This is a genomic window from Pseudomonas sp. RA_15y_Pfl1_P11, from assembly GCF_963970975.1.
GTDB lineage: Bacteria > Pseudomonadota > Gammaproteobacteria > Pseudomonadales > Pseudomonadaceae > Aquipseudomonas > Aquipseudomonas tritici.
The window spans coordinates 1-19,081 of sequence record NZ_CAXAOY010000019.1 but is presented as its reverse complement, the minus strand read 5'-3'; the positions used below and the strand labels follow the sequence as shown (position 1 = coordinate 19,081).

At 59.5% G+C, this 19,081-nt stretch carries 15 protein-coding genes and 2 pseudogenes; 8 read left to right on the top strand and 9 right to left on the bottom strand.

What is annotated here, in order from left to right; genetic code table 11:
* Positions 1-35: 35 nt before the first annotated feature.
* Positions 36-1,031: a D-cysteine desulfhydrase gene (locus tag AACY44_RS21805; protein WP_339419920.1), complete on the bottom strand. Its 996-nt coding sequence runs from the start codon at positions 1,029-1,031 to the stop codon at positions 36-38.
* 236 nt (positions 1,032-1,267) lie between these two features.
* Here AACY44_RS21805 and AACY44_RS21800 point away from each other — a divergent pair.
* The 3 genes and pseudogenes from AACY44_RS21800 to mgrA form a co-directional block, all read left to right on the top strand.
* Positions 1,268-1,530 (top strand): annotated as a pseudogene (locus tag AACY44_RS21800) (hypothetical protein); the annotation flags it as partial.
* A 459-nt stretch (positions 1,531-1,989) separates the two neighbouring features.
* Positions 1,990-3,951 (top strand): choline transporter BetT, encoded by a 1,962-nt coding sequence (betT, locus tag AACY44_RS21795; RefSeq protein ID WP_339531075.1) that lies wholly within the window; start codon positions 1,990-1,992, stop codon positions 3,949-3,951.
* 155 nt (positions 3,952-4,106) lie between these two features.
* On the top strand, positions 4,107-5,144 hold the full coding sequence (mgrA, locus tag AACY44_RS21790) for an L-glyceraldehyde 3-phosphate reductase (protein WP_339531012.1): 1,038 nt from the start codon (positions 4,107-4,109) through the stop codon (positions 5,142-5,144).
* A 127-nt stretch (positions 5,145-5,271) separates the two neighbouring features.
* Here mgrA and gshA read toward each other — a convergent pair whose 3' ends face one another.
* The 3 genes from gshA to AACY44_RS21775 form a co-directional block, all read right to left on the bottom strand.
* On the bottom strand, positions 5,272-6,855 hold the full coding sequence (gshA, locus tag AACY44_RS21785; protein ID WP_339427357.1) for a glutamate--cysteine ligase: 1,584 nt from the start codon (positions 6,853-6,855) through the stop codon (positions 5,272-5,274).
* Positions 6,856-7,069: 214 nt separating this feature from the next.
* The gene (locus tag AACY44_RS21780) at positions 7,070-7,453 is read right to left on the bottom strand and encodes a PaaI family thioesterase (RefSeq protein WP_339419924.1); all 384 of its coding nucleotides are present in this window, start codon (positions 7,451-7,453) and stop codon (positions 7,070-7,072) included.
* A complete protein-coding gene (locus tag AACY44_RS21775) occupies positions 7,453-9,777 on the bottom strand; it encodes a Tex family protein (protein ID WP_339419925.1) in 2,325 nt (774 codons plus the stop codon). Before AACY44_RS21775 ends, AACY44_RS21780 begins: the two co-directional genes overlap by 1 nt.
* Before the next feature lie 356 nt (positions 9,778-10,133).
* On the opposite strand from AACY44_RS21775, the gene ompR reads away from it, so the two are divergent.
* Together ompR and AACY44_RS21765 are read left to right on the top strand one after the other, a co-directional pair.
* The gene (gene ompR / locus AACY44_RS21770; protein WP_010214095.1) at positions 10,134-10,874 is read left to right on the top strand and encodes an osmolarity response regulator transcription factor OmpR; all 741 of its coding nucleotides are present in this window, start codon (positions 10,134-10,136) and stop codon (positions 10,872-10,874) included.
* Positions 10,875-10,990: 116 nt separating this feature from the next.
* Entirely contained in the window at positions 10,991-12,304 is a 1,314-nt protein-coding gene (locus AACY44_RS21765) for an ATP-binding protein (protein WP_016979042.1), read from the top strand.
* A gap of 92 nt (positions 12,305-12,396) precedes the next feature.
* Here AACY44_RS21765 and rimK read toward each other — a convergent pair whose 3' ends face one another.
* Genes rimK through rimA form a run of 3 tightly spaced genes read right to left on the bottom strand, consistent with a single transcriptional unit; the run spans position 12,397 to position 14,574 of the window.
* Positions 12,397-13,302 (bottom strand): 30S ribosomal protein S6--L-glutamate ligase, encoded by a 906-nt coding sequence (gene rimK / locus AACY44_RS21760; protein ID WP_049710586.1) that lies wholly within the window; start codon positions 13,300-13,302, stop codon positions 12,397-12,399.
* Positions 13,299-13,781 (bottom strand): retropepsin-like aspartic endopeptidase RimB, encoded by a 483-nt coding sequence (gene rimB, locus AACY44_RS21755; RefSeq protein WP_445261132.1) that lies wholly within the window; start codon positions 13,779-13,781, stop codon positions 13,299-13,301. The genes rimK and rimB overlap by 4 nt, the downstream gene beginning before the upstream one ends.
* Positions 13,768-14,574 (bottom strand): S6 modification regulatory phosphodiesterase RimA, encoded by an 807-nt coding sequence (gene rimA / locus AACY44_RS21750; RefSeq protein ID WP_339419927.1) that lies wholly within the window; start codon positions 14,572-14,574, stop codon positions 13,768-13,770. The genes rimB and rimA overlap by 14 nt, the downstream gene beginning before the upstream one ends.
* A 116-nt stretch (positions 14,575-14,690) precedes the next feature.
* Between rimA and AACY44_RS21745 the strand changes: the two genes are divergently transcribed.
* Positions 14,691-15,098, top strand: coding sequence for an RNA-binding S4 domain-containing protein (locus tag AACY44_RS21745; protein WP_065875839.1), 408 nt, complete (start codon positions 14,691-14,693; stop codon positions 15,096-15,098).
* Positions 15,099-15,122: 24 nt separating this feature from the next.
* Here AACY44_RS21745 and AACY44_RS21740 read toward each other — a convergent pair whose 3' ends face one another.
* Positions 15,123-15,920, bottom strand: coding sequence for a phosphatase PAP2 family protein (locus AACY44_RS21740; RefSeq protein WP_339531010.1), 798 nt, complete (start codon positions 15,918-15,920; stop codon positions 15,123-15,125).
* A gap of 104 nt (positions 15,921-16,024) precedes the next feature.
* Between AACY44_RS21740 and hslO the strand changes: the two genes are divergently transcribed.
* Together hslO and AACY44_RS21730 are read left to right on the top strand one after the other, a co-directional pair.
* On the top strand, positions 16,025-16,927 hold the full coding sequence (gene hslO, locus AACY44_RS21735) for an Hsp33 family molecular chaperone HslO (protein ID WP_339419930.1): 903 nt from the start codon (positions 16,025-16,027) through the stop codon (positions 16,925-16,927).
* A gap of 179 nt (positions 16,928-17,106) precedes the next feature.
* Positions 17,107-18,648, top strand: coding sequence for a phosphoenolpyruvate carboxykinase (locus AACY44_RS21730; protein WP_339419932.1), 1,542 nt, complete (start codon positions 17,107-17,109; stop codon positions 18,646-18,648).
* 44 nt (positions 18,649-18,692) lie between these two features.
* Here the strand turns inward: AACY44_RS21730 and AACY44_RS21725 are convergent.
* Positions 18,693-19,081: pseudogene (locus tag AACY44_RS21725) on the bottom strand (IS4 family transposase); the annotation flags it as partial.

Below are 19,081 nucleotides of genomic sequence, written 5' to 3'. Positions count from 1 at the left end.
AGCAAGCCCGCTCCCCTATTTTGATCCGTGTGCATTCAATTAAATGCGCCACCATAGGCGAACAATGCCGGTGCCCCGCCGGTATGCAGGAAAATGATCGGCCCGTCCTCAAAGCGCTGACGCCCGATGCCATCCAGCAAACCGGCCATGGCCTTGCCAGTGTAGACCGGGTCCAGCAACAGGCCTTCCTGACTCGCCAATAGCTTGACCGCAGAAAGGGTGCCGGCGTTCGGTTCGCCATAGCGCGGCCCGAAGTATTCGTCCCACAGGATCACCTTGAACGCTTGCGGGATATCCACACCCAGCAACTGCGCGGTACGTTCGGCCAGGCCCTGCACTTTCGGGCGCTGGGCTTCGTCGGTACGCGACACGGTGACGCCAATTACGGGCAGGTCTGGCAGCACTTCGCTCAAGGCCAGGGCGAGGCCGCTGTGGGTCCCCGCACTGCCGGAGGCCAGCACCACGGCGGCAAATTCGATGCCGCTGTCTTCGATCTGCGCGGCCAGCTCAAGCCCGGCGCGTACATAACCCAGGGCGCCCAGGGCATTGGAGCCGCCGATAGGCACCAGGTACGGCTTCTTGCCGCTGCTGCGCAGGCGGTCGGCGAGGGCATTGAGCTGGTCGTCGACGTTGTCGAGGTTTTCCACCAACTCTACTTTGGTGTCGAACAGGTCCAGCAGCAGGCGGTTGCCGTTGCCCAGGTAGTTGGGGTCGTCGGTACCGGTAGGGTTTTCCAGCAAGGCCACGCAGCCCAGGCCCAGCTTGGCGGCCAGCGCAGCGGTCTGGCGTACGTGGTTGGACTGGATAGCGCCGGCGGTCACCAGGGTATCGGCGCCTTGGGCGATGGCATCGGCGGCCAGGTATTCAAGTTTGCGCAGCTTGTTGCCGCCCATGGCCAGCGGCGTGGTGTCGTCGCGCTTGACGTACACATCCCTGCCCAGCCAGGCCGACAGCCGCTCGAGTTTTTCCAGGGCAGTGGCGCCGCCCAGCAATTCCAGGCGGTTAAAACGGTCGAGCTGTTGTTTGATCATGGCTACGCACGGTTGATGAGTATGGGGCGACTATAGGCAGGCACTTTTCATCGGGCAACCGGTTTGGTTATTTGCTCGGCATAATTGGTTATTAAGGCGGCTGCTCCGCATGACGTAGCGTGGTGGCCCCTTGAGCGGCAAGTCATCAGCGACAAGCCGCAAGTTGATCGCGCTCAACTTGCAGCTTGTCGCTTGAAGCTTGTTACTGCGCCTCCCCATTTTCAGGAGTGACGACGTTGAGCGAGCGCGCCAGTCATTGGCAATTACAGACCATCGTCAGTCAACTGCGCGGCGCCCGTGACCAGTGGCGAACCCGCAATGGCCGCTTGAGTGGCAAACATGGCGGGGCGAATTGCCGTCCCTGCGCAGCCTGTTGGACACTAATGTGCTCGCCGCCTACCACGTCTACCCGGCCGCCCGCAGCGTCGATGAAGTGCTGCTGTGCTACCCCGGCATCCTGGCGGTGATTCACCATCGTCTGGCCCACCACCTGTACCGCAACCAGGCAGTTGGTGTTTGACGAGGTCAAAATGGGTCGGCGTGTGTTCGGTGATCGCCAGTAATCGGCTTGTCGGCGTTGCAGGCATAGTTGAATGACCTTTCGGGGGCGTCAGGAATCATTCGATTGTGTTGAGCTTGCGCGCTGACAGGCGGCACATATTGCTTGGAGTTTTCTGTTTTTTCCTCGGGCTATGTGCTGAACGTTTTGTCATCTCAGCCCGTCATACCTTTCCCTGAGCTAGTGTAGGAGTTGTCTGCCGCTCGGCCCTGCAATTAGTCCCAGACCGCCTATCCATGTTTAACTTGAATGCTCGTTCAAGTTAAACCCGGTGGTTCGCTGCCCGCTCACAACAGGAGGCTTACCTTTGCTGAGTCCGTTATTTACAGCCACATCGCTCATCGTCGGGGTGCATCGTTCATGAGTGCATCGTCCACCCCCGCAAGCGGCCTGGTGCGCATGAATGCGCCGGTCTTCTACTTTGCCGCCAGCTTCATCCTGCTGTTTGGCATCACGGTCATTGCTATCCCGCAACAGGCCGGCGCTTGGCTGCTGGCCGCGCAAAACTGGGCGGCCAACACGGTCGGCTGGTACTACATGCTGGCGATGACCCTGTATCTGCTATTCGTGGTGGTCACCGCATTATCGGGCTACGGCAAGATAAAACTCGGTGCCGACCACGACGAGCCCGAATTCAGTTACCTGTCCTGGGCCGGCATGCTGTTCGCCGCCGGGATCAGCATCACGTTGTTTTTCTTCTGCGTGTCCGAGCCGCTGACGCACTTGGTGCAACCGCCCCAGGGCGAGCCGATGAGCGCCGATGCCGCGCGCCAGGCCATGCAGGTGCTGTTTCTGCACTGGGGCCTGCACGGCTGGGGCGTGTTCGCCTTTGTTGGTATGGCCTTGGCGTATTTCGCCTACCGGCATAACTTGCCGCTGGCGTTGCGTTCGGCGTTGTATCCGCTGATAGGCAAGCGCATCAACGGCCCTATCGGTTACGCGGTGGATGGTTTTGGCATCATCGCCACGGTGTTTGGTCTCGGTGCTGACATGGGCTTTGGGGTGTTGCACCTCAATTCCGGGCTCGATTACTTGTTTGGCCTTGCCCATACCCAGTGGATCCAGGTTGGTTTGATCACCCTGATGATGGGTGCCGCGATCTTGGTCGCCGTAGCCGGCGTCGACAAGGGCGTGCGAGTGATGTCCGACATCAACATGCTGCTGGCCTGTGCGCTGCTGCTGTTCGTGTTGTTCGCCGGGCCCACCCAGCATTTGCTCAATACCTTGATCCAGAACATCGGTGACTATTTGAGCGCCTTGCCGAGCAAGAGTTTCGACGTGTATGCCTACGACAAACCCAGCGACTGGCTGGGCGGTTGGACGGTGTTCTACTGGGCTTGGTGGATTGCATGGTCGCCGTTCGTGGGCCTGTTTATCGCGCGGATTTCCCGTGGCCGGACCATTCGTGAGTTCGTATTCGGCGTGCTGCTGATCCCGCTGGGGTTCACCCTGGCGTGGATGTCGATCTTTGGCAACAGCGCCATTGACCAGGTGCTCAACCACGGCATGGCCGCGCTCGGTCAGTCGGCCATCGATGATCCGTCGATGAGCCTCTACCTGCTGCTGGAAACCTACCCGTGGAGCAAAACGGTTATTGCGGTCACGGTGTTTATCAGCTTTGTGTTCTTCGTCACCTCGGCCGACTCCGGCACTGTGGTGCTGTCCACACTGTCGTCCAAGGGCGGCAACGCTGACGAAGACGGACCGAAATGGCTGCGGGTGTTCTGGGGCGTGATGACCGGGCTGGTCACCAGTGCCTTGCTGTTTGCCGGCAGCATCGACTCGCTTAAATCCGCGGTGGTGCTGACCTCGTTACCGTTCTCGATGATTCTGCTGCTGATGATGTGGGGGCTGCACAAGGCGTTCTACCTGGAGTCGCAAAAGCAGATCGCCCAATTGCATTCGTTGGCGCCGGTGTCGGGTTCACGCAAGGGCACAGGCGGCTGGCGCCAGCGCTTGAGTCAGGCCGTGCATTTCCCGTCAAGGGATGAGGTGTACCGGTTCCTTGAGACCACGGTGCGCCCGGCGATTGAAGAGGTGACGGCGGTGTTCGTCGAAAAAGGCCTCAGGATCGTCACCCAGCCTGATCCATCCAACGACAGCGTCAGCCTGGAAATCGGCCACGGCGATGAGCATCCGTTCGTTTATCAGGTGCAGATGCGTGGCTATTTCACGCCGTCATTTGCACGCGGTGGAATGGGTTCCAAGCAGCTCAACAACCGTCGCTACTACCGGGCGGAAGTGCACTTGAGCGAGGGCAGCCAGGACTACGATCTGGTCGGCTACACCAAGGAGCAGATCATCAACGACATTCTTGACCAGTACGAGCGGCACCTGCAGTTCCTGCATTTGGTGCGCTGAGGCGACAAACCGCGCATTTACGCCATTGGAACGTACCCCTCTCACAGGACTTTGCTGTAAAACGAAAGGGCAGACTTAAGCGATTCAGCTGGTTAAAAGACCTGGGAATATCGTTATTCCCAGGCCTTATTTGCCTACGTCCAAGAGAGGATTCGATGACTTACATTGCTGCCGAAAACCGCTATGAATCTATTCCGTACCGCCGCGTAGGCCGCAGTGGATTGGTGCTGCCTGCACTGTCCCTGGGGCTGTGGCACAACTTTGGCGACAGCACCCCGATCGACACCCAGCGCGCCCTGCTGCGCACCGCGTTCGACCTGGGGATCAACCACTTCGACCTGGCCAACAACTATGGCCCGCCCTACGGCAGCGCCGAGATCAACTTCGGCCGTCTGCTGCGCGAAGACTTTAAGCACTACCGTGATGAACTGATCATTTCCAGCAAAGCCGGCTGGGACATGTGGCCTGGCCCCTACGGCCAGGGCGGCGGTTCGCGCAAATACGTGCTGGCCAGCCTCGACCAGAGCCTGCAACGTCTGGGCGTCGACTACGTGGATATCTTCTACTCCCACCGTTTTGACGCCGACACCCCATTGGAAGAAACCGCCAGCGCCCTCGCCACCGCCGTGCAACAAGGCAAGGCGTTGTACATCGGTATTTCCTCCTACTCCGGGGTAAAAACCCGCGAAATGGCGGCCCTGCTCAAAGAGTGGAAAGTGCCGCTGCTGATCCACCAGCCAGCCTACAACCTGCTTAACCGCTGGGTCGAAAAAGACCTGCTGGACACCACCGAAGAACTCGGCGCCGGGGTGATCGCGTTCACGCCGTTGGCCCAGGGTTTGCTGACTGACAAGTACCTCAACGGCGTGCCGGCCGATGCGCGGGTCAATCGCCCGGGCGGTGGTTCGTTGCAGGCCAAGCACCTGTCCGAAGAAAACATCGCTCATGTGCGGGCGCTTGATGAAATCGCCCAGCGTCGTGGTCAGAGCCTTGCGCAATTGGCGTTGGCTTGGACGTTGCGTGATCCACGGGTGACTAGCGCGCTGATCGGTGCGAGCCGGCCGGAGCAGATCATTGAAAACGTCGGTGCGTTGAAGAACTTGAGCTTCAGTGCGCAGGAGCTGGCGGAGATCGATCGTTTTGCGCAGGAAGGTGGGATTAACCTGTGGGAAAAGCCATCTACTGCTGAGTAACCGGACACGCCTCGGTAAAATTGTGGGAGCGGGCTTGCTCGCGAAGGCGGTGTATCAGTCAAACATGTATCGACTGACACTCCGCCTTCGCGAGCAAGCCCGCTTCCACAGGGGGCCGCGTAAGGATTTAGTTGCTGATGGCCAGAATGCTCGCCTGGTACGACCCGACAAACACATCAAAGTCGCCCACTTCGTTCTGCTCCAGCTCTGCCTGTTGCGCCAGCGATGTACGTGCCAGCTGTTCAAAGCGCGCCTGCTCGTCCGCCGGCAACGGCTCCTTGCGAAAGTGCTCAGCGTGCAACTGGCTCTGGTGCAGGGAGAACTGCGCAAAACTCTCTTTACGCTCGGCCATCGCCGCCAGCACCTGGGCCGACGGCGTCAGGGACGGGTCCTTGACCTTGGCCAACTGAGCATCCAGCGCCTGGCTGTGCTCGGTGATGCCGTGGCTCTCATCCAGCAACGCGGCCAACGGTGCAATCTGCTCCAGCAGCTCGGCAGCCCATTCCTTCATGTCCACCGGTTGCCCCTGACGTTGTAATTGCAGGCCCGGACGGCGACCTTCCTTGACCACGCTGAGGAAGTTGGAGGTTGCGTTGCCACATTCGTTGTTGGCGAACAGCGGGCTGTCGTTCAGCGCGCAATACAGCAGGAATGCGTCGAGGAAACGCGACTCCGGCAGGTCGATGCCCATCGGCAGGAACGGGTTGATGTCCAGGCAGCGCACTTCGATGTATTGGATGCCACGTGCCATCAGCGCCTGGATCGGCCGCTCGCCGGTGTAGGTCACACGCTTGGGGCGGATGTTGGAGTAGTACTCGTTTTCGATTTGCAGGATGTTGGTGTTGAGCTGTACCCATTCACCGTCCTTGTGCGTGCCGACTTCTACGTACGGCGCGTAGGGCGTTGCCACCGCTTCACGCAGGCTGTCGGTGTAGCTGACCAGGTCGTTGTAGCACGGCGTGAGGCCGGCCTGGGCGTTGCTCTGGTAACCCAGGTCGCTCATGCGCAGGCTGGTGGCGTAGGGCAGGTACAGGGTGTCAGCGTCGAGCACTTCCAACTGGTGCGAGCGACCGCGCAGGAAGCCCGCGTCCAGCGCCGGCGAAGCCCCGAACAGGTACATCAGCAGCCAGCTGTAGCGACGGAAATTGCGGATCAGCGCGATATAGGCGTTGGACTGATAGTCGCGGTCAGTGCCGACAAATCCTTCAGTTTCCTTGAGCAGCGGCCATAGCTGTTCCGGCAGGGAAAAGTTGTAGTGGATGCCCGCGATGCATTGCATGGTCTTGCCGTAACGCAGGGCCAGCCCCTTGCGGTACACGTACTTGAGCTGTCCGATATTGGACGTGCCGTAGTAGGCAATCGGAATGTCTTCCTCGGCCGGCAACGGGCACGGCATCGAGGGGCTCCACAGGTATTCGCTGCCGAGCTTGGTGTAGGCAAACCGGTGGATCTTGTCCAGGCTGCTCAGGGTATCGGCCGGGTTGGGCAGGGCGGGAGTGATGAACTCAAGCAGCGATTCCGAGTAGTCAGTGGTGATCAGTTCGTTGGTCAACGCGGCGCCCAGGGCTTCGGGGTGCGGCGTTTGTGCCAGGCGGCCATCACCCGTAACGCGCAGGCATTCGCGCTCGATGCCGTGCAAGCACTGCTCTAGCAGGGAGAGGTGTTCGCGCTTGCCGAGCAAAGCCAGGCGGCGGTTGAGAAGTTCGCTCAAGTTGGATTCCTTCACGCGTCAGTCGCCCCAATATGGGGGTGGGCAGGACGGTCTACAAGGGTGAAGTTAAAACTGGCGTGATCGCCTGGTTCAGAGTCGATTTGACCCGCTGTGAAAAAGCCTACTTCACTCCATGAATTTGGCTACAGCACGGCAAGAAAATTCCGACGCTGTGATTGCAGCGCCGAAATTAACTCAAATCGGGGGTAGGGAGCTATAGGACAGCGAAGGTACCCTGCGCTTTTGCGATAAGTCTTTCGTCTTGGTACACATCCGCCTCGACCACCAGCGTGCGGCGCCCGGCATGAATCACCCGGCTGGTGCACAGCACGTCACCGCCTTCCACCGCACGGATATAGTTGATTTTGCACTCGATGGTCGCGCTCTGCTGGTCGAAACCATGTGAGCTGGAACAGGCCAGCCCCATCGTAATGTCCACCAGGCTGAAAATCGCCCCGCCATGGAGCTTGCCCGCGCGGTTGCGCAAGTGCGGCTCCAGGGTCAGGGCCACCTCGGCAACGCCTTCCTCAAGGCGTTGCAGACGGCAGCCGATCAGTTCGCTGAACGCGCTCTGGGTCAAGCCGGCCGGAATTTCCATCAACGCTTCTTCAACTGTTTAGCGTTGGCGAACAGCGAGGCCATGGCGTTGTTGCTCGGCGCTGCGGTGGCGGTGTCCTTGCGCGGAGCGCTGTTTTGCGACTGGCGCGGTGCGGAGCCTGGACGTGCGCCACGGGCACCGTCGATTTTCTCACCGGGGGTGTCGCTCATGCGCATCGACAGGCCGACACGTTTGCGCGGGATGTCAATTTCCATGACCTTGACCTTGACCACGTCACCGGCTTTCACCGCTTCGCGTGGATCCTTGATGAATTTCTCCGAAAGCGCAGAGATATGTACCAAACCGTCCTGATGCACGCCGATATCCACAAAGGCACCGAAGTTGGTCACGTTGGTGACGACGCCTTCGAGGATCATGCCCAGTTGCAGGTCCTTGAGGTCTTCGACACCGTCCTGGAACTCGGCGGTCTTGAACTCGGGGCGGGGGTCGCGGCCCGGCTTTTCCAGCTCTTGCAGGATGTCGGTGATGGTCGGCACACCGAATGTTTCGTCGGTGTACTTCTTTGGATCCAGACGCTTGAGGAATGCAGCGTCACCGATCAGCGAACGGATGTCGCGGTCGGTTTCGGCGGCGATGCGTTGCACCAGCGGGTAGGCTTCCGGGTGAACCGCGGAAGAATCCAACGGGTTATCGCCGTTCATTACGCGTAGGAAGCCGGCGGCCTGTTCGAAGGTTTTTTCACCCAGGCGTGCGACTTTTTTCAGCGCTGCACGGGTTTTGAACGCGCCGTTTTCGTCACGGTGAGTCACGATGTTTTGCGCCAACGTGGCGTTGAGGCCGGAAATACGTGCAAGCAGCGCGACGGAAGCGGTGTTCACGTCTACGCCAACGGCGTTTACGCAATCTTCCACCACTGCATCCAGGCCACGCGCCAGTTTCAGCTGCGACACGTCATGCTGATACTGGCCCACGCCGATGGATTTAGGGTCGATTTTCACCAGTTCGGCCAGTGGATCCTGCAGGCGACGAGCAATCGACACCGCGCCACGGATCGACACGTCGAGGTCCGGGAATTCCTTGGATGCCAACTCCGACGCCGAATACACCGAGGCGCCAGCCTCGGAGACCATGACTTTGGTCATCTTCATGGCTGGGTATTTCTTGATCAGTTCGGCGGCCAGCTTGTCGGTCTCGCGGCTGGCAGTGCCGTTGCCGATGGCGATCAGGTCGACCGAGTGTTTGGCGCACAAGGCGGCCAGGATCGCGAGGGTCTGGTCCCATTTGTTGTGCGGTACATGCGGATACACAGTCGCGTGGTCCAGCAGCTTGCCGGTGGAATCGACCACGGCCACTTTGCAGCCAGTGCGCAGGCCTGGGTCGAGGCCCAAAGTGGCACGTGGCCCGGCCGGGGCAGCCAGTAGCAGGTCGTGCAGGTTGTGGGCGAACACGTTGATCGCCTCGGTTTCGGCGCCGTCGCGCAGTTCGCCCAGCAGGTCGGTTTCCAGGTGGGTGTAGAGCTTGACCTTCCAGGTCCAGCGCACCACTTCACCGAGCCACTTGTCCGCAGGACGGTTCTGATTCTGGATGCCGAATTGTTGACCGATCATGCCTTCGCACGGGTGCATGGTGCCCGGCAACTCGTCGCCGACCTTCAGTGCGGAGCTGAGAATGCCTTCGTTGCGGCCACGGAAAATGGCGAGTGCACGGTGGGACGGCATGCTCTTGAGCGGCTCGTCGTGTTCGAAGTAATCGCGGAACTTGGCGCCTTCTTCCTCCTTGCCGGCGATGACGCGGGCACTGAGGATGGCTTCCTGCTTAAGGTAGGTACGCAGTTTTTCCAGCAGGCTGGCGTCTTCGGCGAAGCGCTCCATGAGGATGTACTTGGCGCCTTCGAGGGCGGCCTTGACATCGGCGACGCCCTTTTCGGCGTCGATGAAGCGTACGGCTTCGGTTTCCGGGGGCAGCGACGGGTCGTTGAACAACCCGTCGGCCAGCTCGCCCAGGCCCGCTTCCAGGGCGATCTGGCCCTTGGTGCGGCGCTTTTGCTTGTAGGGCAGGTAAAGGTCTTCGAGGCGGGTCTTGGTGTCGGCGAGCTTGATGTCTCGCTCAAGTTGCGGGGTCAACTTGCCTTGTTCCTCGATGCTGGCGAGGATGCTGATGCGCCGTTCGTCGAGTTCTCGCAGGTAGCGCAGGCGCTCTTCCAGGTGACGCAGTTGGATGTCGTCGAGGCTGCCGGTCACTTCTTTACGGTAACGGGCGATGAAGGGCACCGTGGAGCCTTCATCCAGTAGAGCGACGGCCGCTTCGACCTGTTGTGGGCGTACACCGAGTTCCTCGGCGATGCGGCTGTTGATGCTGTCCATAAAACCACCTGAAATTCTTAAAAGCAGCTCGCAAGCCCGGAAAACAAGGCGTTGGGAGGCTGGTTGAGCGGCCCGACTGGCGCCGCTGCCTGGGTCAAGAGGCAGCCTATTGACCCTCGAAATCGAAAAAATCACGACAAGCGGTGAAAAAAGCCTCGGCATCAAACGGTAACTATCTGACGTTGCCCTGCACGACGGCGCCGCATTATAACCAGCGTTCTGCCCTTGGGGGGGATTGCGCCAACGGTTGTAGGGCGCGGGTTCGCTGGCAGTAGAGGAAAAATCTGCTAACAATGCACACGGTGCGTATAACGGCAGCTAGGCCATAATGCGCGCCGAGATAAGAGGAGCATCTAATGAGCAGCACTGCACAAACTGCTGAAGGCGAGAAAATTCTCATCGTTGACGACGATCCGGGGCTGAGCAGCCTGCTGGAGCGTTTCTTCAACTCCAAGGGCTACCGCGCCCGCGCGGTGCCGAACACTGAGCAGATGGACCGCCTGTTGGGGCGTGAAGTGTTCAACTTGGTCGTGCTCGACCTGATGCTGCCCGGCGAAGATGGCCTCACCGCCTGCAAACGCCTGCGCGGCGCGAACAACCAGATTCCAATCATCATGCTTACCGCCAAGGGCGATGAGCTGAGCCGCATCAAGGGCCTGGAGCTGGGCGCGGATGACTATTTGGCCAAGCCGTTCAACCCGGATGAGCTGATGGCTCGAGTCAAGGCCGTGTTGCGTCGCCAGGCAGCCCCGGTACCGGGCGCCCCCGGCAGCGAAGACGAAAGCGTCACTTTTGGCGACTACGAACTATCGCTGGCGACCCGTGAGCTCAAGCGTGGCGATGAAGTGCACATGCTGACCACTGGCGAATTCGCCGTGCTCAAGGCCCTGGTGATGAACGCTCGCCAGCCGCTGACCCGCGACAAACTGATGAACCTGGCCCGTGGCCGGGAATGGGACGCCCTGGAGCGCTCCATTGACGTGCAGATTTCCCGTCTGCGCCGGATGATCGAGCCGGACCCCTCCAAGCCTAGGTATATCCAGACGGTGTGGGGTGTGGGTTATGTGTTTGTGCCGGATGGCAATAAAACCAGTTGACCGATGATTTGCAGGGCGGGCCTCCCGGCGTTTGATTCCATGAGGGTCGACGGGAGGTCCGGCGTCTGCAATTCTGCGAGCGCCGCTCGTTTCTGCAAGGTATCTAGCTGTCTTCTATGAAAACCCCGCTGTGGTTCCCCCAAAGCTTCTTCTCTCGCACCCTTTGGCTGGTGCTGATCGTCGTTCTGTTTTCCAAAGCACTCACGCTGGTTTATCTGTTGATGAACGAGGACGTGCTGGTGGATCGACAATACAGCCACGGTGTCGCCTTGACGCTGCGCGCCTATTGGGCGGCTGACCCCGAGAACCGCGAGAAAATTGCCAAGGCCGCCACGCTGGTCCGTGTCGCGGGCGCGGGGGTGCCTGAGGGTGAGCAACATTGGCCCTACAGTGAAATTTACCAGCGCCAGATGCAGGCTGAACTCGGTGAAGACACTGAGGTGCGGCTGCGCATGCATGTATCGCCGGCGTTGTGGGTGCGCGCGCCAAGCCTGGGTGAGGATTGGCTGAAAGTGCCGCTGTACCCGCATCCGCTGCGTGGGCAGAAGATCTGGAACGTGCTGGGCTGGTTCCTGGCGATCGGGCTGCTTTCAACGGCTTCGGCGTGGATCTTTGTCCGGCAGCTCAACCAACCACTCAAACGTCTGGTGTTTGCTGCCCGTCAATTGGGCCAGGGGCGCAGCGTGCGCCTGCCGGTCAGCGATACGCCCAGCGAGATGACTGAGGTGTACGGCGCGTTCAACCAGATGGCGGAAGACGTCGAGCAGGCCGGGCGCGAACGCGAGTTGATGCTGGCGGGAGTTTCCCACGACTTGCGCACACCCTTGACGCGGCTGCGCCTGTCTCTGGAGTTGATGGGCAACCATAGCGATCTGACCGATGACATGGTCCGTGACATTGAGGACATGGACGCTATTCTCGACCAGTTCCTCGCGTTCATCCGCGATGGCCGGGATGAGGTGGTGGAAGAGGTCGACCTGACTGACCTGGTGCGTGAGGTGGTCGCGCCCTACAACCAGAACGGTGAGCAAGTGCGCATGCGCCTTGAGCCGATCCAGCCTTTTGCGTTACGGCGGGTCTCGATGAAGCGCCTGTTGAACAACCTGATCGGTAACGCTTTGCATCACGCCGGTTCCGATGTGGAAGTGGCTGCGTATGTATCCGGCGACAGTGCTGCGCCTTATGTGGTGCTGAGCGTCATGGACCGGGGCGCGGGCATCGACCCGGACGAGCTGGAGGGTATCTTCAACCCTTTCACCCGCGGCGACCGTGCTCGGGGTGGTAAGGGTACTGGTCTGGGGTTGGCAATTGTGCGGCGGATTGCCTCGATGCATGGCGGCAATGTTGAGTTGCGTAACCGCGAAGAGGGAGGGTTAGAGGCGCGAGTGCGTTTGCCGCTGGGCTTGATGTTGCCCAGAGATGCGGTATAGGAGCAGCGACAAGCTTCAAGCTATCAGCTGCAAGAAAGAGCAAAAGCATCTGTCTTCTCTTGCAGCTTTTAGCTTGAAGCTTGTCGCTGCTCTTACCCTTTACCCTTGGTCCGAGTCATATTCGCCCCGCCACTCTTCTCCAAATGCTGAATGATGATCCCTGCCACATCCTTGCCCGTGGTGGTCTCGATCCCTTCCAGCCCCGGCGATGAATTCACCTCCATCACCAGTGGTCCATGGTTGGAGCGCAAGATATCTACACCCGCCACGCTCAAACCCATCACCTTCGCCGCCCGCAGCGCGGTCATGCGTTCCTCGGGGGTGATCTTGATCAGGCTGGCACTACCACCGCGGTGCAAATTGGAGCGGAACTCTCCCGGCTTGGCCTGACGCTTCATCGCCGCAATCACCTTGTCGCCCACCACGAAGCAGCGGATATCGGCGCCGCCGGCTTCCTTGATGTATTCCTGCACCATGATGTTCTGCTTGAGGCCCATGAATGCCTCGATCACGGATTCCGCTGCCGTCGCGGTTTCACACAGCACCACACCTATGCCCTGGGTGCCTTCCAGTACCTTGATCACCAGCGGCGCGCCATTGACCATCTCGATCAGGTCGGGAATGTCGTCGGGAGAGTGGGCAAAACCGGTCACTGGCAGGCCGATGCCCCGGCGTGAAAGCAGCTGCAGCGAGCGCAACTTGTCCCGAGAGCGGGCAATGGCGACCGATTCGTTGAGGGGCGATACCCCCATCATTTCAAACTGGCGCAATACCGCGCAGCCATAAAACGTCACCGAAGCTCCGATGCGAGGGATCACTGCATCAAACCCCTCCAGCGGTTTACCCCGGTAATGGATCTGCGGCTTATGGCTGGCAATGTTCATATAGGCACGCAACGTGTCGATCACCACCATTTCGTGGCCACGTTCAGTGCCGGCCTCAACCAGGCGGCGGGTGGAATACAGACGCGGGTTTCGCGACAGCACAGCAATCTTCATGCAGCACCTGGGGCAGAAATAGTAGAGACCGGGAACGCCGGCTTGTCTTGAACGTACTTGACGCCTGGATTGACCACCAATTGGCCGTCAATCAGCGCCTTGGAACCCAGTAACAGGCGATAACGCATGGCCTTGCGGCACGCGAGGGTGAATTCCACCCGCCATACCCGATCACCCAGCGCGAGGGTTGTGCTGATTACGTAGCGCACCTGCGCGTGGCCGTTGGAGCTTTTGATGGTTTTCATCGTCACCAGCAGCGCCTCGCAGCGGCGGTGGCGCAGTTGCACAATGCTGCCCAGATGCGCGGTGAAGCGCACCCATTTCTCGCCGTCGCGCTCAAAAGGCTCGATATCGGTGGCGTGCAGGCTGGAGGTACTGGCACCGGTGTCGATCTTCGCGCGCAGGCCTGCCACTCCCAGGTCGGGAAGTGCCACCCACTCACGCAGACCCACAACGGTCAAATGGTCAAATGTCTTCAATATGGGTAACCGATCGATTTGCCCAGGCCTGGGGTGAAATCTCAGCCAGGGCTTTGAATGCAGGCTTGGCGAACCAATAACCCTGCATCAGGAATATTCCGCAGTCGGAAAGGAAGTTACGCTCACCAGCACTTTCGATGCCTTCGGCGATGACACTAACCCCTAACTGCTCACAGATTGTGACAATCCCCCGGACGATGATCTGTCGGACACGATCCTGATCGACATCGCGAATCAGCGACATGTCGAGTTTGATCAAGTCAGGTTGAAAATCGGCCAGCAAACTCAGCCCTGAATAACCCGCACCGAAATCGTCGATGGCGGTCTTGAAGCCGAATTCGCGGTATTCACGCAGAATATTCGTCAAATGGCGATTGTTATCTACGTGCTCGCTTTCGATTGTCTCGAAAATCAGCCGGTCCAGCGGAAAATCATGCGCGCGGGCTGCCTCCAGGGTGCTGCGGATACACAACTCCGGGCGGTACACGGCGTTAGGCATAAAGTTGATAGAGAGATGGGTTTGCATACCCAGGGCCGCCGCCCCGGCGATCGCTTGGGTTCGGCAGCGTTGGTCGAAACGGTAGCGGTTGCTTTCGTCGACCTGGTCCAGCACAGACAGCGCCCCTTCGCCTTGCGTACCACGGACCAGGGCTTCGTGGGCGAAGATCGAATGGTCCCGAAGGTCTACGATAGGCTGATAGGCGAACGCAAAATCGAACCCCAAGGGTTCGCTTTGCTGGCAGCCCACGCAGCGCTGGTCAGGCGAGGTGAGTGAAGTGGGAAAGTCGGTCACAGCGTATCCTCGCGAAAACAGAGTGCTACCTGGCGTATCTTAGGTGAGCCTTAGGGTTTATGCGTCGAAGGGTTTCAACGTTAAAGTTGCGACATTTTTCAGAGCGAGGAATTCAAGTGGCTCAAAAGCAGGAAGAGGAAGAAAAAGTCCGTCTGGACAAGTGGCTGTGGGCTGCGCGCTTCTATAAAACCCGTGCCCTGGCGAAGGCTGCCATCGAGAGTGGCAAGGTGCATCATCGTGGCGAGCGCTGCAAGCCAGGCAAGGAACCGCGCGTCGGGGATGAATTTCAGATTCGTACCGGGTTTGATGAAAAAACGGTCGTGGTCCAGGCGCTTTCCATCGTGCGCCGTGGGGCGCCTGAAGCGCAGGCGCTGTACACCGAGACCGAAGCCAGTATTGCTAAGCGTGAAAATGCGGCGGCGATGCGAAAGGCCGGCGGTATCGGCATGACCACCGATGGCAAGCCGAGCAAGAAGCAGCGCCGCGACTTGTTCAAGTTTCGCGGCAGTGGCAATGATGACTGACCCTGCGCGGGGCAAGCCTGCTCACTACAAGCGTATGACGCTTAGCCGACTAATCAGTGGCACTCGTTGAAACAGCCGGAAGACGGGTGCCGTCACCCGCAACAACCCACCCGACACCTTCGCCGCAAACGGTGTGTAATACCCCCACCCCAGCGCCAACAGTGCCAGCAACACACCACCGATGTAGTCGTCCTGCCCCCAGTGCGCCCCCGCCACCAGGCGCGGCATCATGAACAACAGTGCCAGGCCCCAAATCACCAGCACCTGGCCGGTGCGCTTGGCGAACACCGTCATGAACATCCCCCAGATCAACAGCACCGAAGCGTGATCCCCCGGGAAACTCTGGCTCGAACGGTCCTTCAGTTCCCACGTCTTTTCCAGCCCAGGGAAATAGTCGCTCATCCGGATCGCCCCGCTGATGACCATCGACGGGCTACTGTGTTGCCAGCCCATGTGTGCCGCGAACTTGGAAAACAGCATGCGAATAAACAGCAACAGCAGCAGAATTCCGACAAAACCGAACAGTGCCTGGCGCACCTGCACGGCCTTGAATACCCAATCACCGCGAATCAACAACAGCAGCAGAATCACGCCGACCACTGCGTCGAACGGTCGCAAACTGGCCACGGCCCACACGTGCAGCCATGTGGAGTTGCTCGCGAGCGGTTTATTGAGCAGATGAAACAGCCACTCGTCGAAAACCACACACAGCATCTGGCCCGTGGGCCACAGCCAAAAACACAGCAGCCCGATCGCGAGTAGATTGCACCAGGCCCACCCCCCGAGGCTCCACTTGGCTTGGAACAAACTCGGATTGTTCATAAACTGTCCCCCACGGCTCTAGAAAACAGCACCAAAACGGTGCTAAAGCGTTTAATTCTATAAACTTTGTAATCAATTTGTCATCAATTCAGATACCCAGACCTATGACTGATCTACCGGATACCGACTTCACCCAACGCTTCATCTTCGACGAGAACGATGCCCGCGGCGAACTGGTCTCGCTGGAGCGCAGCTATGCTGAAGTCCTTGCCAAGCACCCTTATCCGGAGCCGGTTGCGCAACTGCTCGGCGAGCTGATGGCGGCCGCCTCGCTGCTGGTGGGCACGATGAAATTCGACGGTCTGCTTATTTTGCAGGCGCGGTCTGAAGGTCCGGTCCCGATGCTGATGATCGAGTGTTCCAGCGAACGCGAAATCCGTGGCCTGGCCCGTTACGACGCCGACCAGATTGCCCCGGACGCCACTTTGTCCGACCTGATGGCCAACGGCGTGCTGGCGATCACCGTCGACCCAACCGAAGGCCAACGCTACCAAGGCATCGTCGACCTCGACGGCGAAACCCTGTCGGACTGCTTCACCAACTACTTCGTGATGTCCCAGCAAGTCGGCACCAAGTTCTGGCTCAACGCCGACGGCAAGCGTGCTCGCGGCCTGTTGTTGCAACAGTTGCCGGCTGACCGCATCAAGGACGACGATGAGCGCACCGATAGCTGGCGCAAGCTGACCGCCCTTGCCGGTACACTGACGGCTGAAGAGCTGCTGGGCTTGGACAACGAAACCATCCTGCATCGCCTGTACCACGAAGAGGCCGTGCGCTTGTTTGACGCACAGGGCCTGCGCTTCCGTTGCAGCTGCTCCCGTGAACGCTCAGCCAATGCCTTGGTCAGCCTGGGCCTGGAAGATGCCCAGGATCTGGTGGTCGAGCACGGTGGCAACATCGAGATCGACTGCCAGTTCTGCAACCAGCGCTACCTGTTCGATGCGGCCGATGTCGCCCAATTGTTCGCCGGCGCAGGCATCGATACCCCTTCCAACACCCGCCACTAAAACGTTTAAGCACAGGTGAATCACCTGACAATTGCCGGTTTAGCGCTGTTCTGACGGGAGGGCCCTACTTTTTTTGGGCTTTTCTGGCATAATCCGGCCCACTTTTTTCGCGGTAGTAGTGCGCAACTTTCTACTACAAAACGTTTGGAGCACTCGGCCATAGGCCGACGGGGAACCTCATGACGCAAGCCAACAACGCCGTATACACCGATCTGAGTGTTGATGATCTGGTTAAAGAAGCCCTGCAGCGCGGTGAAGGCGTGCTTGCCGATACTGGCGCACTGGTCGTAGAAACGGGTCACCGTACCGGTCGTTCGCCGGTCGACCGTTTCATCGTTGAAGAGCCTTCCACCCAGGACGCCATTGCCTGGGGCCCGATCAACCGCAAGTTCCCGGCCGACAAGTTCGATGCCCTGTGGGCTCGTGTCGAGGCATTCAACAACGCGCAAGAACATTTCGTTTCCCACGTCCATGTAGGTGCTTCCGAAGACCACTACCTGGCCGTGAAGATGACCACCCAGACTGCCTGGCAGAACCTGTTCGGTCGTTGCCTGTTCATCAACCCGGCCCAGTACAACCCGGCCGGTCGTGACGAGTGGCAGGTGCTCAACGTGGCCAACTTTGAATGCGTGCCTGAGCGTGACGGCACTAACTCCGACGGTTGCGTGATCCTCAACTTCGCCCAGAAGAAAGTGCTGATCGCCGGTATGCGTTACGCCGGTGAAATGAAGAAAGCCATGTTCTCGGTACAGAACTTCCTGCTGCCGGCTTGCGACGTACTGCCGATGCACTGCGCCGCCAACATTGGCGAAGCAGGCGACGTGACCTTGTTCTTCGGCCTGTCGGGCACCGGTAAAACCACCCTGTCGGCCGACGAAAGCCGTTACCTGATCGGTGACGACGAACACGGCTGGGGCGAAGGCGTGGTGTTCAACATCGAAGGCGGTTGCTATGCCAAGTGCATCGACCTCTCCGAGAAGAACGAGCCAGTCATCTGGAAAGCCATCAAGCATGGCGCTGTGTTGGAAAACGTGGTTATCGACGATGCCAGGCACGCCGACTACACCAACGTCAGCCTGACCCAGAACAGCCGCGCCGCTTACCCGCTGGAGCACGTTGCCAAGCGTTCCGAGAAGAACCTGGGCGGCGAGCCAAACGCGGTGATCTTCCTGACCTGCGACCTGACTGGCGTGCTGCCACCCGTGTCGATCCTCAGCGAAGAACAAGCGGCCTACCACTTCCTGTCCGGCTACACCGCACTGGTGGGCTCGACCGAAATGGGTTCCGGCAGCGGCATCAAGTCGACCTTCTCCACGTGCTTCGGCGCGCCGTTCTTCCCGCGTCCGGCCGGCGAATATGCTGAGTTGCTGATCAAACGCATCCGCGGCTTCGGCTCCAAGGTCTACCTGGTCAACACCGGCTGGACCGGCGGCGGCTACGGCGTCGGCAACCGCTTCAACATCCCGACTACTCGCGGCGTCATCGCAGCGATCCAGAGCGGCGCGTTGATCGGTGCTGAAACCGAACACCTGGACACCATCAACCTCGACGTGCCATTGGCCGTACCGGGCGTTGAGACTGGCCTGTTGAACCCACGTAACACCTGGGCTGACAAGGCTGCTTATGATGACGCGGCGAAGGCGCTGGCTGCGTTGTTCATCGAGAACTTCAAGAAGTTTGAAGTGAGCGATGCGATCAAGGCTGCGGGTCCTAAGTTGTAAGATTCGATCGGTGTGAAAAAGCCGCCTCTCGTAGGTAATGCTGTTCACTTAAGCGGAGCAGCCTTACGATTCACCGGAAACCGGGTCTTTGATATCTTCACCGTCCTGGGTCTCGAAGGCCTTGGACGGTGGCTTAGAAACATCCCTCCAACACCCGCCCTTAGCTCCGCCAATCGTCTTCCCGTTGCTGAAATTGGGTTAGCCGCTGCCATCACGATCAACTGAACGGCGATGTATTGGCAGGCTGGCTTGAACCGGATATCCGACGGCGCTCGACCAAAAGCCATTGCGGCTTGACTCGCTTCTCGGCGAATCACGTTGTAGGCAAGCAACAAGCCCCAGACCTCCTGATACACCAAGTCGATCTTCTTGCTGCGTAAGGTCATTGCGTTCTGCTGCATCGAGCTTTTGATATCTCTGAAACCCAGCTCGA

Bases quoted from the DNA above. Each gene is read 5' to 3' on its own strand.
- AACY44_RS21805 (WP_339419920.1), bottom strand. From the start codon at position 1,031: ATGATCAAACAACAGCTCGACCGTTTTAACCGCCTGGAATTGCTGGGC.
- betT (WP_339531075.1), top strand. From the start codon at position 1,990: ATGAATGCGCCGGTCTTCTACTTTGCCGCCAGCTTCATCCTGCTGTTT.
- mgrA (WP_339531012.1), top strand. From the start codon at position 4,107: ATGACTTACATTGCTGCCGAAAACCGCTATGAATCTATTCCGTACCGC.
- AACY44_RS21780 (WP_339419924.1), bottom strand. From the start codon at position 7,453: ATGGAAATTCCGGCCGGCTTGACCCAGAGCGCGTTCAGCGAACTGATC.
- AACY44_RS21775 (WP_339419925.1), bottom strand. From the start codon at position 9,777: ATGGACAGCATCAACAGCCGCATCGCCGAGGAACTCGGTGTACGCCCA.
- ompR (WP_010214095.1), top strand. From the start codon at position 10,134: ATGAGCAGCACTGCACAAACTGCTGAAGGCGAGAAAATTCTCATCGTT.
- AACY44_RS21765 (WP_016979042.1), top strand. From the start codon at position 10,991: ATGAAAACCCCGCTGTGGTTCCCCCAAAGCTTCTTCTCTCGCACCCTT.
- rimK (WP_049710586.1), bottom strand. From the start codon at position 13,302: ATGAAGATTGCTGTGCTGTCGCGAAACCCGCGTCTGTATTCCACCCGC.
- AACY44_RS21740 (WP_339531010.1), bottom strand. From the start codon at position 15,920: ATGAACAATCCGAGTTTGTTCCAAGCCAAGTGGAGCCTCGGGGGGTGG.
- hslO (WP_339419930.1), top strand. From the start codon at position 16,025: ATGACTGATCTACCGGATACCGACTTCACCCAACGCTTCATCTTCGAC.
- AACY44_RS21730 (WP_339419932.1), top strand. From the start codon at position 17,107: ATGACGCAAGCCAACAACGCCGTATACACCGATCTGAGTGTTGATGAT.